General features: G+C 29.7%; 13 protein-coding genes and 1 other RNA gene. 9 read left to right on the top strand and 5 right to left on the bottom strand.

Annotated features, from left to right (window positions below):
* Positions 1–188: 188 nt before the first annotated feature.
* Positions 189–1,397 (bottom strand): NAD(P)-dependent oxidoreductase, encoded by a 1,209-nt coding sequence (locus PG912_RS03555; protein ID WP_275688513.1) that lies wholly within the window; start codon positions 1,395–1,397, stop codon positions 189–191.
* 207 nt (positions 1,398–1,604) lie between these two features.
* Between PG912_RS03555 and ssrA the strand changes: the two genes are divergently transcribed.
* Positions 1,605–1,999, top strand: a transfer-messenger RNA (tmRNA) gene (gene ssrA / locus PG912_RS03550).
* A 65-nt stretch (positions 2,000–2,064) separates the two neighbouring features.
* On the opposite strand, the gene prfA is transcribed toward ssrA, so the two are convergent.
* Positions 2,065–3,141 (bottom strand): peptide chain release factor 1, encoded by a 1,077-nt coding sequence (gene prfA, locus PG912_RS03545; protein WP_275688512.1) that lies wholly within the window; start codon positions 3,139–3,141, stop codon positions 2,065–2,067.
* Between the two features lie 376 nt (positions 3,142–3,517).
* On the opposite strand from prfA, the gene PG912_RS03540 reads away from it, so the two are divergent.
* The 6 genes from PG912_RS03540 (at position 3,518) to PG912_RS03515 (ending at position 8,004) form a co-directional block, all read left to right on the top strand.
* On the top strand, positions 3,518–4,174 hold the full coding sequence (locus PG912_RS03540) for an ATP-binding cassette domain-containing protein (protein ID WP_275688511.1): 657 nt from the start codon (positions 3,518–3,520) through the stop codon (positions 4,172–4,174).
* 12 nt (positions 4,175–4,186) lie between these two features.
* Positions 4,187–4,615, top strand: coding sequence for a DUF6265 family protein (locus PG912_RS03535; RefSeq protein ID WP_275688510.1), 429 nt, complete (start codon positions 4,187–4,189; stop codon positions 4,613–4,615).
* 140 nt (positions 4,616–4,755) lie between these two features.
* On the top strand, positions 4,756–5,334 hold the full coding sequence (locus PG912_RS03530) for a Crp/Fnr family transcriptional regulator (protein ID WP_275688509.1): 579 nt from the start codon (positions 4,756–4,758) through the stop codon (positions 5,332–5,334).
* A 64-nt stretch (positions 5,335–5,398) separates the two neighbouring features.
* Complete coding sequence (locus tag PG912_RS03525) at positions 5,399–6,397, top strand: NAD-dependent epimerase/dehydratase family protein (protein ID WP_275688508.1); 999 nt, start codon at positions 5,399–5,401, stop codon at positions 6,395–6,397.
* Positions 6,398–6,647: 250 nt separating this feature from the next.
* The gene (locus PG912_RS03520) at positions 6,648–7,241 is read left to right on the top strand and encodes an NUDIX domain-containing protein (protein ID WP_275688507.1); all 594 of its coding nucleotides are present in this window, start codon (positions 6,648–6,650) and stop codon (positions 7,239–7,241) included.
* Between the two features lie 169 nt (positions 7,242–7,410).
* Positions 7,411–8,004 (top strand): hypothetical protein, encoded by a 594-nt coding sequence (locus PG912_RS03515; protein ID WP_275688506.1) that lies wholly within the window; start codon positions 7,411–7,413, stop codon positions 8,002–8,004.
* Between the two features lie 124 nt (positions 8,005–8,128).
* Here the strand turns inward: PG912_RS03515 and PG912_RS03510 are convergent, their stop codons facing one another.
* Entirely contained in the window at positions 8,129–8,995 is an 867-nt protein-coding gene (locus tag PG912_RS03510; RefSeq protein ID WP_275688505.1) for a winged helix-turn-helix domain-containing protein, read from the bottom strand.
* 159 nt (positions 8,996–9,154) lie between these two features.
* Between PG912_RS03510 and PG912_RS03505 the strand changes: the two genes are divergently transcribed.
* Together PG912_RS03505 and PG912_RS03500 are read left to right on the top strand one after the other, a co-directional pair.
* Positions 9,155–9,733 (top strand): hypothetical protein, encoded by a 579-nt coding sequence (locus PG912_RS03505; protein WP_275688504.1) that lies wholly within the window; start codon positions 9,155–9,157, stop codon positions 9,731–9,733.
* A 56-nt stretch (positions 9,734–9,789) separates the two neighbouring features.
* Positions 9,790–10,377, top strand: a complete 588-nt coding sequence (locus PG912_RS03500) for a hypothetical protein (protein ID WP_275688503.1) — start codon at positions 9,790–9,792, stop codon at positions 10,375–10,377.
* Positions 10,378–10,430: 53 nt separating this feature from the next.
* On the opposite strand, the gene PG912_RS03495 is transcribed toward PG912_RS03500, so the two are convergent.
* Together PG912_RS03495 and PG912_RS03490 are read right to left on the bottom strand one after the other, a co-directional pair.
* Positions 10,431–11,609: an AIR synthase related protein gene (locus tag PG912_RS03495; RefSeq protein ID WP_275688502.1), complete on the bottom strand. Its 1,179-nt coding sequence runs from the start codon at positions 11,607–11,609 to the stop codon at positions 10,431–10,433.
* A 101-nt stretch (positions 11,610–11,710) separates the two neighbouring features.
* Positions 11,711–13,222, bottom strand: coding sequence for a carboxypeptidase regulatory-like domain-containing protein (locus PG912_RS03490; RefSeq protein ID WP_275688501.1), 1,512 nt, complete (start codon positions 13,220–13,222; stop codon positions 11,711–11,713).
* Positions 13,223–13,234: the final 12 nt, after the last annotated feature.

Raw genomic sequence — 13,234 nt, 5'->3', positions numbered from 1 at the left:
AGTTTTTTTAGAAGGTAAAAAAACAGGAAAATTCCTAAAATAGATATCCCGAAATATGTATAGCTTAAAATCATGTTATTAAAAAGTGTTATATGTAAAGAAGAATATTTTAAAAAAGACAGTATAAACCCTTTTATATTCTCGCAGTTTTATAGAAACTAAAAACCCCGCTAAGTGCGAGATTTTAATTATTCTTTTCCGTCTACATATTGCTGTAAATACGAATATCGCTCTGCTAATTCTCCTTCGTTAGTTGTCATTTTTGCTCGTGCTAAAATTCCGTCTTTATCATTATTATAAAAAGCAGCAATTACATGCTCTAAAAACATTTCACCAAAACCTTCACTAGCATCTTTAGGTAATTCACAAGGTAAATTATCAACTGCCATTACAGTTATTACATCTTCATTTTTAAAATCGACTTCTTTTTCTGTTTGCGGATCATAACCATAAATAGGATCGGCAATTGTTGATGCTTTTATTGTTGATGCCACAGGTCCATCAACATCACACGAAACATCAGCCACGTATTTTATGTTAAATTCTGCTAACTTTGCATCTTCTCTAGTAAATAAATAAGGCGCTTTATTTCCATAAAAATGACCTGCTATAAAGTAATCTGTAACTTTTGCGTAAGGCATAAAATTACTTTCATAATCTGTAGGATCTTTATAAAAAGCATATTTATCACCTACTTTTCCATCTTTACGTTTTGCGTATTCCATAACATCTGCCATACAATATACAGGCTCGGTAAATGTTGATGTTAAATACAAGGCGTCAGAAACTTGTTTGATTCCTAAATGGTCTAAAATTTCTTTAGCTCCGTAAGCAACTTTTCCTGTTCCGGTTAACAATATTTTTAAATTCGGCAGTTTAATTTTATCTAACTCTGCTTTTACAGCATCTAAATCTGCTAAAGTTTCTACTTTTGGTAAGTTAAAAATTTCTTCTTTTAATCCGATGGCTCTAAATCCGTTATAAGCGCCAACTAAACCAGCATAACGACCAAAACCGATTAATCTTGCTCCGTTTTCTTTTACAATGGTTTCGTGGTCATACATTTCAATGTTTTTAGCTAACATTGCTTTTAACAACTTACGATTGTAAGGTTGTTTTTTGATGGTATGACTAAAGTAAAAGTATTTTTTATTTGGAATCAAATTTTCTAAAGGAACTTCTTTTACACCTAATAAAACATCACAATCTGAAACGTCGGTTACTACTTCAAATCCTGCTTTCTGATATTCTTGATCTGTAAAAATTCTGATATCTGAACTTTCTACAACTATTTCGGCTTGCGGAAATTGTTGCTTAAATTCTTGTAATTTTTCTGGTGAAAATACTACTCTCCTATCTGGTGGATTTTTACGTTCTTTTATGATTGCAAATTTCATACTTATATTTTATTTTTTTGAAGCCCTGCGAATTTACTGTTTTTTATAGGTTTGTACAACACTGTTTTTATTATCTTTGTCGCCCGCGTTAGGGATTGAGCGGTTTGTTTGAACTCTTTTGTGAGGTACGAACAAAAAGTGAGTAGCGAAAGCCCGCCCGAACGCCCTAATAATCGGCATAGTTTTTGACTGATTATTTGACATAATGGGGACGACTGGTTTTGACAGCGAGACCAGTGATAATGTAAGCATACCGAGGAGTGAAGAGATTACTCGTTAAACTTTTTTCAACCTTTTTAAACGGCGAGAATAACTACGCTTTAGCTGCTTAATCCGAATCATAGTAGGATTGGCCTAGGCACACAAGGTGTGCAAGCTTTATGTCCACGGATAGCCTTGATTTACGGCGCTTCACTTTTGGATATCGTAAAAGTAAATATAGAAAACTTGCTGCTTCGACAGGTTTTTGAAACTAAAGAAGATAAGCTTTTAACAGATTGTTCTTAATCAGTTATAAGTCGAAAATTAAGAAAGAAATAAGTATGTAGAAAGCATTTGAACTGCTTGTTTGGACTCGGGTTCGATTCCCGGCGTCTCCACAAAAACAAAAAAAAGCAACCAAATTTGGTTGCTTTTTTTATTTATTCAAAATTTAAACAGGAAACTCTTAAATAGATTCTCCTAATTCTTTTAGTTTAGAGGTATTTTCAGCCATCATTAACTCATCAATAATTTTCTGAATATCACCATTTATAATATTCGATAAATCATATAATGTTAATCCGATTCTGTGATCAGTCATACGACCTTGTGGAAAGTTATACGTTCTAATCTTAGCAGATCTATCTCCAGATGTAACCATGGTACCTCTTTTTAAAGCATCTTCAGCATTTTTCTTAGCCAATTCCATTTCGTATAAACGAGAACGTAATACTTTAAAAGCTTTTTCTTTATTTTTATGTTGCGATTTCTGATCTTGACATTGCGCTACTAAACCAGTAGGAATGTGCGTTAATCGTACTGCCGAATACGTTGTATTTACCGACTGACCTCCTGGACCTGAAGAACAGAAAAAATCGATACGTACTTCTTTTGGGTTTATCTCTACATCAAATTCTTCTGCTTCCGGAAAAACCATACAAGTAGCTGCCGATGTATGCACACGACCTTGTGTTTCTGTTTGCGGTACACGTTGCACACGGTGCACACCTGCCTCAAACTTTAAAGTTCCGTAAACATCATCTCCAGAAACTTCAAACTGAATTTCTTTAAATCCACCATTGGTTCCTTCAGAATAATCTACTGTACTCACTTTCCAACCTCTACCTTCACAGTATTTAGTATACATTCTAAACAACTCACCTGCAAAAATACTTGCTTCATCACCACCTGCTCCAGCTCTCAATTCTACAACGGCATTCTTAGCATCTTCAGGGTCTTTAGGTATTAGCATGAATTTTATTTCATCTTCTAAAACCGGAATACGCTTTTTAGCCTCATCCATTTCCATTTTAGCCATTTCAGTCATTTCTGTATCACTTCCGTCTGCAATAATTTCCTTAGCCTCTTCAATTGAATCAGTTAGACTTTTATATTCATTACCTTTTTCTACAACCTTACCTAAATCTTTATATTCTTTACTTAATTTAGCGTAACGTTTTTGATCCATTATAATATCTGGTTGGATAATTAAATCCGAAACCTCATCATAACGTTGTTTTATAATTCTAATTTTATCTAACATCTTCTAACTTTTCTAGTTTGCGAATTTACGTTTTTTATCGGAATTATTTTTAAAATTCAATTAACTATATTTGATTTAAAACCGATTTATTAATAATGAAAACATTGCAGCTTTATTTTCTTTTTTATAAAACTACGTTTTTCCTTCCCTTAGCGCTTACTCTTTTTGTTGTGCTAAAATATAGAATGATGCCATTGGCTGTACTTGCCTTATTTACAGCTTCTTTATTAGTTTGGTTTTATCAGAATTTTATTAGTGATCCAAAAAAAGAAAAACTATATTTTTACTACAATTTAGGAATTACAGAACTAAGCCTATATACTTTTGTTTTTATTATCAACCTAATTATTTCCATAACACTAAATACTTGCCTAAAATGGATTGTTTAGAAATTGATAATATCGAACTAAATTTTGGCGCTACCGAAATTTTAAAAGCTATTTATTTTAAAGCTGAAAAAGGAAAAATTACAGGAATATTGGGAAGTAACGGGTCAGGAAAAACATCTTTATTAAGAATAATATTTGGCGAATTAAAACCAAAAACAAAATTACTTAGAATTGATAGCAAACCTATTTTAACAGCTTTATATAAAAAAGGATACATAAGATACTTACCGCAATTTCATATTATTCCTGAAAATATTTCTTTAAAAAATGGATTTACTTTTTTTAATGCCTCTTTTGATGATTTTTTAATTGATTTCCCTCATTTTAAATCACAAAAATATCATTATTTTTCGGAGTTTTCTGGAGGAGAAAAAAGATTAATAGAAACGTACATCATCTTAAAATCTGATGCAAAAATTATATTGTTTGATGAACCTTTTTCTCATTTAGCGCCGCTTTATATTAAAAAACTAAAAGAAGTGCTACAAACTGAAAAAAAACACAAAATAATTATTATTACCGATCATTTATATAAAGATATTTTAGACATTTCTGATACCTTGTATTTACTAAAAGATGGCTGGAGCAAGTTATTAAAATCTCCCGAAAAATTGATTCAATACAACTATGTAAATGCCTTATAAAAATCCAAACTTATGAAAAACTACTTTCTTTTATTCTTTATAATTTCATTATTTTCTTGTAAAACAGCACAAAAAACGCGACCAAATTGGCTCGTTGGTAAATGGGAACGTGTAAATGAAAAACCGGATAAAAGCACTTTCGATTTTTGGAATAAAGATTTAACAGCTATCGGTTTTACGCTAAAAAATTCGGATACTATTTTTAAAGAAATAATGAGTATCGTAACTATTAAAGACACGTTACATTTAAAAGTTGAAGGTGTAAACGAAAAACCTACTTTATTTAAGTTTACCCAACAAACTGATACTTCTTTTGTATGCGAAAACCAAAAGAATGAGTTTCCTAAAAAAATTCATTATTTTTTAGACAAACAGCAATTAAAATGTAAAATATCTAATGAGGAGTTTTCTATAGATTTTGTTTTTGATAGAACTGAATAAACAAACACCTCCACTAGAAACATTTTTTATATATTTAAACAAAAATGCAATACCTAACAACTCGACTTATTATATAATACTCTATTTTCGAGTTAAAAGAACCTTTTGTTCTTATATAGCGAGTTGCCAGCAAGCTAAAAATGACGAACCAATTAAAAACATATTTACTAGACTACTTTAATTTTGACTCTAACGATGATGAATTACTTCAGAAATATTTTGTAATAAAAAAGTACAAGAAAAAAGATTTCTTAATACAAGAAAATACAAAATCATCAGATTTCTTTCTAATTCTAGAAGGTTATGTTAGAACATTTCATATTTCTGAACAAGGGGAAGAAATAACAACTGAAATATTGGAGAACGGAGAGTTAGTATGCTCTATGTACAGTCTATTAAAAAATGAAAAAACATTTGAAAACAGTCAATGTATTGGTGACTGTCTGGTATGTATAATATCTGAAAAAACATTTGAAAAATTATGTACCGAAAACCCACAGTGGTTTCAGCTTGGAATGAAATTCTTGAAAAATGACATTTTAAAAAAAGAGGAAAGAATAAGAGGCTTTTCAAAACTTAAGGCAAATGAACGTTATCAAAAATTAATATCTGAAAAGCCAAATATTATTCAAAATGTTCCAATAATTTATATCGCGTCATATTTGGGTATAAAACCCGAATCTTTAAGTCGTTTAAGAAGTCAAACTATCATTTCCTAACAATTGTTATCTTTTATGTATTTTGGACTAAGTTTCTTTGTTGTCTAATTTAAACAATATAGAAATGCAAGAAACATCACTTATAACAGGTGTCAATGGACATTTAGGGAACAATCTTTTGAGAAACTTACTTTCAAAAGGAATTAATGTAAAAGGCACAGTAAGAAACATAAATAACAAAGAACCTTTCCGAGGTTTAGATTTTACACCAACCTATGCAGACTTAACCGATAAAGCATCATTGCTTAAAGTGTTAGAAGGAATAGATATATTATACCAAGTAGCAGCTGTATTCAAATTATGGGCAAAAAATTCTGAAAAGGATATTTATGAAGTCAACATGTTAGCTACTAAAAACATTATGGAAGCTGCAGCTGAAATGAATATCAAAAAAATAATTTATGTGAGTTCTATTGCTGCAATTGGCAGAGAAACTATACCAATGAATCCCAATACTTTCAATGATGAGAAAGAGAATATATACTACAGGTCAAAAATTGATAGTGAAAAATTAGCTTGGAAAATAGCCCAAAAGCATAATATAAAAATGATAAGTGTTTGCCCATCTGCTATGATTGGAGAGAATTGCACAAAATTAACACCTTCCCACAATATGTTACGAATGGTATTAAACAAAGAAATATTTGCAGATAGTCAATTTTATATTAATTGGGTTAATGTTAAGGATGTTGCTGAAGGATGTTACTTGGCAGCTCTAAATGGCAGAAATGGAGAACGTTATGGATTAGGAACTTCCAAAGCAATTGGTTTAACAGAAATAATTCACCTTGCTCAAGAGTTATTTCCTGAACAACAAATAAAGACTCCATTTAAAATGCCCAAATGGATGTTAGATTTAAGTGCTTTTTCCTTTGAAATCATGTCAAGGTTTAATGGAAAAGAGCCAATGCTACAGAAAAATCAAGTTAGGATGTATTTTAACTTACATCAAGATATGGATATAAGTAAATCTGAAACAGAATTAGGCTATAAACCAACTGAACCTAAAATTGCGATTAAAAATGCTTTAAAGTTTTTGAATGAAAATAAAACCATAATGTAAAAAATCCAGTAGGTAACAACGTATAAAAATAATAAGGGGTTAAGTGTCAAACTAAAACAGAGTGCTTTTTAACAAAGCCCGCCAAATTTACAATTTGTAAGATTTTAAAAAATAAATTAAAACTAAAATTGTAAATTTGGCTAAGTATCAACTGAAAAGTAAGTATCTTTTAATCTCTTACTATTATTATACAAACCGTTACAACATTGAATCCAATACTCTAAATTAAAAAAATCCATTGACTTTATTTATGGAAAATGAATTAATCAAAAGTGATATATTAAATATTGTAAAATCAATCATACCCTACGATAAATTAGAGGAGGAACACATAAAAGACATTATTGAATGGATTTCAAGTGGAGTGAATATTTTTAGAATAAAAAAAGATGCAATACCTCCAAAACACCTTGTCAGTTATTCAGTTGTAATTGATTTAGAAAAACAAAAAATAATGCTTTTAGACCACAAAAAAGCATTATTAATGCTTCCAAGCGGAGGTCATATAGATATAAACGAAATGCCATTTGAAACTGCTAAAAGGGAGCTCTATGAGGAATTGGAATTATCATTAGAACCAATTTTAAAAAATAAAGCAATACCATTTTTCGCTACCGTGACACAAACAGTTGGCATAAGCGAAAAGCATACTGATGTTTCATTGTGGTTTTTGTTTAAAGGAGATTCAACTAAGGATATAAATAATGAAACGAGTGAATTTAAGAAAGAGTTTGAAGATTATCATTGGTTAGATTTTAATAAAATATTATCAATGCCAATATCTAGATTTGACCCACATATGCATCGGTTTGTTGAAAAACTGAAACTGAATTTAGTCGAATAACCTGAACCTAAAAAAACAACGAAATGGCAACACCTATATAATTTATTGCTGTTCTCGCCTACTTACTAAATTAGTTACCTAAACCACGCAACAAACCATATACAAACACGATAAAAGAACCTCTATTCTTCATATAACAAGTTGTACATTATTAATAAAATCAATCAAAATGGACATTAAAAAAATAATCAACACCTCAAGTTTAACAGAAAACTCTAAACTTCAAATCATTACGATATATGATAAAATAACAAAGGTTTTTCTTAAATATGAAAATGAAGAACTAGGAGAAATAATAAAAGAGGAAAAATTATTAGCTCAGCTTGAAAGTTTCATTCAAAGTATTGCAGATAATACATTAGGAAAGCTTTTAGTTTCTGAGTTATTTCCAAAAAAGGTTCAGGATACTGAAAAAATCATATCCTTTAGTATACGAATTAGCCGATATGAAGGATGGCTTACTTTATATAAATTTGAGAGCGAAAAGAATTATGATGATGTAGCAGATATTACGGTGGATTGTTTAGCGCAAATTGGTTGCTCTGAGGCTTTGAATGAAGCTGGTGAAAATGGACATTACTTAATTGAAGATCTACTGGATGATATTGATAAATTACTGAAAATCTGCTTGAAAGAATATCTTTCATTAGAAAAATTGATAGAATGGGAAATAAAACAACCAATTCCCATATATTATAGTTCAAACTATGAGGAAGAGTGGGATGATGCTCATGAAGGAATTTTACTTACAACGCTGAAATAAAAACATTTTACAGTAAAATAATGAAAAAAAATAAAGGAACAACATTAGTTCATTAGTTGTGATTGGAATGATGTTTACAATACTTGGATTAACTGTTTTTCCTGATAATTAAACTATAAAACTGTTAGTTTAACTCTAATTTATAACCAACACCATGTATGTTGGTTAATTTTACAGAACTGTCTTCTTTTAGTTTTTTACGCAGTTTAGAAATATATGTATCTAAACTTCTACCTACAAAAACACCGTTATCTTCCCAAACCTTTTTTGTTAGCTCATCTCGTTTTATAATTTGATTTGGGCTTGCAACAAAAATTGCTAATAATTCACACTCTTTTTTAGAAAGATTTATCTCTGTTGCTTGTTTTACTAATTTATTTTGCTCTGGATAAAATTGAAAACTTCCTATTTTAGTTGCTTCATTTTTATCATCCGTAGGTAGTTCTTTTATTTTTTTCTTAGAGAGTTTATAATCGAATAAAAAAACAACTAAAAGCAAAACAAAAACAATTAAAAAGAGGTTTTTATTAAAAGGTACTATTGTTCTATTTGTAAATTTTAACTTTATAATGTAACAACTCTTTGGTAAAATTCTTCCCTTACAAGGAACAATATCCTTTTCTATTTTATTTTTTATTTCAAAGCTATACGCTACTTCATTATCTGAACATTGCAAAACTTCTACTCTATAATAATTAGATAGTGCTGCTTTTTTAAAACTACTATCTACTATAGCAACTAAATTACTAGGTTCAAAAGAAAGCTGATTTTGAAACGATATTTTATATGTAAAACCATCAAACTTAGTTACCGGCAATATTAAAGAGGTAGCATCTTTATTAGAAAGTAATAATTGATTACCAACATCACGCAAAGAAACTTTTACCCTTTCCGAAAAGTCTTCATTCTTTTTACTCGACGGAGAAAATATCCAACTTAAAAAAAGAAGGAGTACTAGAACACTGTATATATAAATTTTATTTCTGCTCATAATTACCGTAAATAACCTACATTTTTATGACTTTTTACAACAGTTGACACTTCTTTTACATTTTTTTGACACTCTTTGGAGTTGCTAACCTTAATTTTATCATGCTCCTAAAACAATAGATGAATCTCAACTCAATAATAACTCTTAAATCTCTATAAAATGAAAAATGTAATAATATGTTACTGCCTTATTTTTACCATAAGCTGTAAGAAACAAAATATTAAGGATACAAATTTAACTGCCGTCAACAATATAGCAAGTCAATATACAACTTCACAAACTTCTTTAAACTATTTTGATAATCAAAAAAGAAAAAATACTGAGCCTTACAAATTAAAATTAGCTTCAAAAAAATTACAAAATAATGAATATGATCTATCAATCTCAATGGAATTATTTGACAATGCTCATTTCATATCTCCGAATGCTAAACGTAAATTTAAAGGAAAATTTAAAGTAGTTTTTGACACTACTGATAAATTTAGGCTATTAGACAAGCTTATTGAAATTCCTCTTTCTACAGAAGAATATGATGAACATCCTTTTGTAAACGGAACTGTTAATTGGGTACGAGAAAACACGGTGTATCATCAAAAAATAAAACGAACTAATAACGAGAGTTTTCAAGTAAAAGGGTATATTCAATTTACTATTGAACCAAAATGTACTTTAGAGAAAATTCCTTTTATTATAAAATATGAAAATAGTAAAATGAGAATTGAACTATTTGGTTGTTAATCTAGACATATGAAACATATAAAAACAGATATTATATTCAATAAAAAACTAACACAATGAAAAATAAAATCATCGCAATTATTATTTTATTGCTGCTTTGCTCTATAAACAGTTTTTCTCAAAAGAATGAATTTAGTTTAATCAAATTAGATACTACTTGGGGGCAAGAAGTCATTCGTTTTCCTGCAAGGCATATGGATTATATAGGAGTTGGTGAAGTTAGATTTCCTCCTAAAAGAGGTTGGATTAAACCTAAACACGATTTCTTTTGGTCGTACACCTATGCTTGGTCTATAGATGTTAATAGGAAAATCCCTGCTAAAGAATTAGAGATGGATTTAGTAAAATACTTTAATAGCTTAAATAAGATTGATATGAACGCTAAAGCGGATGAAAAATATTCATCAGCTGTAATATCAAAAATTAAAAAACAAAAATCTGTAACTTATTATAAAGGATCTGTAAAAATATTTGATCGTTTTGCTACTAAAAAAATGATTACACTAAATGTTTTAATTGAAAACTTTCATTGTAAAAAGAATGAAAAAACAATACTATTATTTAAATTTTCACCGAAATATTTTACACATAAAACTTGGGCAACATTGAACGATATAAAATTGCTCTCAGATTTATGTAACTAAAAAAAAGCCTCAGAAAATTCTGAGGCTTTTTTTTAAAAATTTATTTTTACCTACTAATACTCAAAAGTACCGTATTCACTTTTTATAGTTAACTTTTTATTAGAAGCATCTTCTACACGACCAATAATTTTAGCATCCACATTAAACGATTTTGAAATAGAAATAATATCTTCAGCTACTGATGGAGAAACATACAATTCCATTCTGTGTCCACAATTAAATACCTGATACATTTCTTTCCAATCTGTTTTAGATTGCTCTTGAATCAATTTAAACAATGGCGGAATTGGAAACATATTATCTTTTACAATATGCAAATTATCAATAAAATGTAAAATTTTAGTTTGCGCTCCTCCAGAACAATGAATCATTCCGTGTACCTCATCCGAAGAAAATTTTGATAAAATTTCTTTAATAATTGGTGCATATGTTCTTGTTGGTGACAATACCAATTTACCTGCATCGATAGGTGAATCTTCAACTTTGTCTGTTAATTTTGTGTTTCCTGAATACACTAAATCCGAAGGTACCGAAGCATCAAAACTCTCCGGATATTTATCGGCTAAATATTTATGAAAAACATCATGACGCGCAGATGTTAACCCGTTAGAACCCATTCCTCCGTTATATTCAGTTTCGTAATTCGCTTGACCAAAAGACTCTAAACCAACAATTACATCACCTGCTTTTATGTTTGCGTTATCAATAACATCACTACGTTTCATACGTGCAGTTACGGTAGAATCTACAATAATTGTACGCACTAAATCTCCAACATCAGCAGTTTCACCACCTGTTGAATGAATGGTAACTCCGAATTTTTTTAAATCATCAATTAACTCCTCTGTTCCGTTAATAATTGCTGATAAAACTTCTCCAGGAATTTTACTTTTATTACGTCCAATGGTTGATGACAACATTATGTTATCGGTAGCTCCTACACATAATAAATCATCAATATTCATAATTAATGCATCTTGAGCAATTCCTTTCCAAACAGAAATATCTCCTGTTTCTTTCCAGTACATATATGCTAAAGACGATTTTGTTCCAGCACCATCTGCGTGCATTATCAAACAATAATTATCATCATTTGTTAAATAATCGGGTACAATTTTACAGAATGCTTTTGGAAACAATCCTTTATCAATGTTTTTAATTGCATTGTGCACATCTTCTTTAGATGCTGATACTCCGCGTTGTGCGTAGCGTTTAGAAATTTCTTGACTCATTTGTTGTGTTGTTGTTACTGCAAATTTAGTTTATCTAAATTTTAAATCAATAAAAAAGCGAACGTTTTTTAACGTTCGCTTTTTTATTGATTTAAAATACATTATTCCCAATCTGGCATTGTTGCATTTGTAAATAAAGTTACTCTTTCTATATTTCCAGATAAATTAGTTTTTACAACGTTTTGCTGAGAAATACCATCGTTAGAGGTATTTACAAAAATAACATCTGCTTCGTTTGGTGAAAATCTGGGATCCAAATCATTTGTTCCACTATCTTTATCATCTTCAGAAACATCTGTAAAAGTCATATCAGTAAAATCATAAATAAATATTCTAGTGTCTAATTGCCTATAATTTGTAGCTTGATGATTAGAAGCATCTCTTGTAAATAATAATTTACTACCAGAGGCTGATAAATTTAATCCCCCTAAAGCACCTTGCACTCCAGAGATCACGGTATTTAAAATATCCCCGTTTAAATTGATCATTAAAATTGATCCGTTATAACCATTTGCATCGTTTGTTTTTAAAGCTATTTTTAATCCATCGCTACTCCAATCACATTCTGAAATTAAGCTACCATCTGCAGTTTCATATATTTCTTCTAAGCCACTTCCGTCTTTATTTATTGCATATAATTTATTAAAATAAGGATATAATAGTTTACTACCATCTGGTGACCATGAAAAATCTAACTCATTTAAGTTAAAACCTGCTACAGGAATCGTAGATGTTACTTTTTTTATATCGCCACCATTTGTCTTCATCGTATATATATGTGCTTCGTTATTATCTATTCTTAAAAAAGCTATTAAGTTGGTTACATTATTTTTTCTAGGTCTCCATGAGTTTAAATTTGAATTTGTTAGTGCTACAGAATTAGAAACGACTCCATTGTCATCATTAAAACTCGATGAATAAATTATATTATTACTTGCTATATTTTTAACATAAAAATACCTATTCCCTGGGTCTTGTTTAATTGTAAAAGAGCGAGTACTACTTATTACATCTTCATTAATACCATCTGTTACTTCTATGCTCCAGAAATATTTTGCTCCATATTTTAAATCCGAAAGTGTATATATTTGCTCTTTTACATCTGTGATTCTAGTTACAGCGTTATTAAAATCATTTCTAATTTCAATTGTGAATGTTAATTCATCCTCATCAGGATCTGTTGACTCCCAAGATAACTCAACTTCATTTAATAAATCGATAGTTCCATCTTCTGGTGTTAATAATACTGGTTGTGTTGGTGGTTTATTTAAAGCTGTTGAAATCTCCATTTCTAAAACAATATTTACCACACCATCTTTACTCACTGTAGCCCCTTCAAACGTATCTAAATATCCCTCTTTTGTTGCCTGTATCGAATATTCATGTACTTCAATTTCTTCGAAATTAAAATTACCTTCAGCATCAGTAAATACCGTATTATTACTAGGCGAAATAGTAACTTTTACATTTTCTAACGGTGTAAAATCTTCTTTCTTAACAACTTTACCAGTTAAATCACCAAATTCTACCAAACCTATTGTTCCATCTTCTTCACAATTAATAAAAAAGATGGTAATTAATAGTATACTTATTGTTTTTATAACTTTTTTCATTTTTATTTTCGT

Origin of the sequence: Tenacibaculum retecalamus (assembly GCF_027941755.1) — a bacterium.
In the GTDB taxonomy this organism is placed as follows: Bacteria; Bacteroidota; Bacteroidia; order Flavobacteriales; family Flavobacteriaceae; genus Polaribacter; species Polaribacter haliotis_B.
Note: the sequence above shows the minus strand (reverse complement) of the source record. Positions and strands in the feature narration are given on the sequence as shown.

Bases quoted from the DNA above. Each gene is read 5' to 3' on its own strand.
- PG912_RS03555 (WP_275688513.1), bottom strand. From the start codon at position 1,397: ATGAAATTTGCAATCATAAAAGAACGTAAAAATCCACCAGATAGGAGA.
- prfA (WP_275688512.1), bottom strand. From the start codon at position 3,141: ATGTTAGATAAAATTAGAATTATAAAACAACGTTATGATGAGGTTTCG.
- PG912_RS03540 (WP_275688511.1), top strand. From the start codon at position 3,518: ATGGATTGTTTAGAAATTGATAATATCGAACTAAATTTTGGCGCTACC.
- PG912_RS03535 (WP_275688510.1), top strand. From the start codon at position 4,187: ATGAAAAACTACTTTCTTTTATTCTTTATAATTTCATTATTTTCTTGT.
- PG912_RS03530 (WP_275688509.1), top strand. From the start codon at position 4,756: ATGACGAACCAATTAAAAACATATTTACTAGACTACTTTAATTTTGAC.
- PG912_RS03525 (WP_275688508.1), top strand. From the start codon at position 5,399: ATGCAAGAAACATCACTTATAACAGGTGTCAATGGACATTTAGGGAAC.
- PG912_RS03520 (WP_275688507.1), top strand. From the start codon at position 6,648: ATGGAAAATGAATTAATCAAAAGTGATATATTAAATATTGTAAAATCA.
- PG912_RS03515 (WP_275688506.1), top strand. From the start codon at position 7,411: ATGGACATTAAAAAAATAATCAACACCTCAAGTTTAACAGAAAACTCT.
- PG912_RS03510 (WP_275688505.1), bottom strand. From the start codon at position 8,995: ATGAGCAGAAATAAAATTTATATATACAGTGTTCTAGTACTCCTTCTT.
- PG912_RS03505 (WP_275688504.1), top strand. From the start codon at position 9,155: ATGAAAAATGTAATAATATGTTACTGCCTTATTTTTACCATAAGCTGT.
- PG912_RS03500 (WP_275688503.1), top strand. From the start codon at position 9,790: ATGAAAAATAAAATCATCGCAATTATTATTTTATTGCTGCTTTGCTCT.
- PG912_RS03495 (WP_275688502.1), bottom strand. From the start codon at position 11,609: ATGAGTCAAGAAATTTCTAAACGCTACGCACAACGCGGAGTATCAGCA.
- PG912_RS03490 (WP_275688501.1), bottom strand. From the start codon at position 13,222: ATGAAAAAAGTTATAAAAACAATAAGTATACTATTAATTACCATCTTT.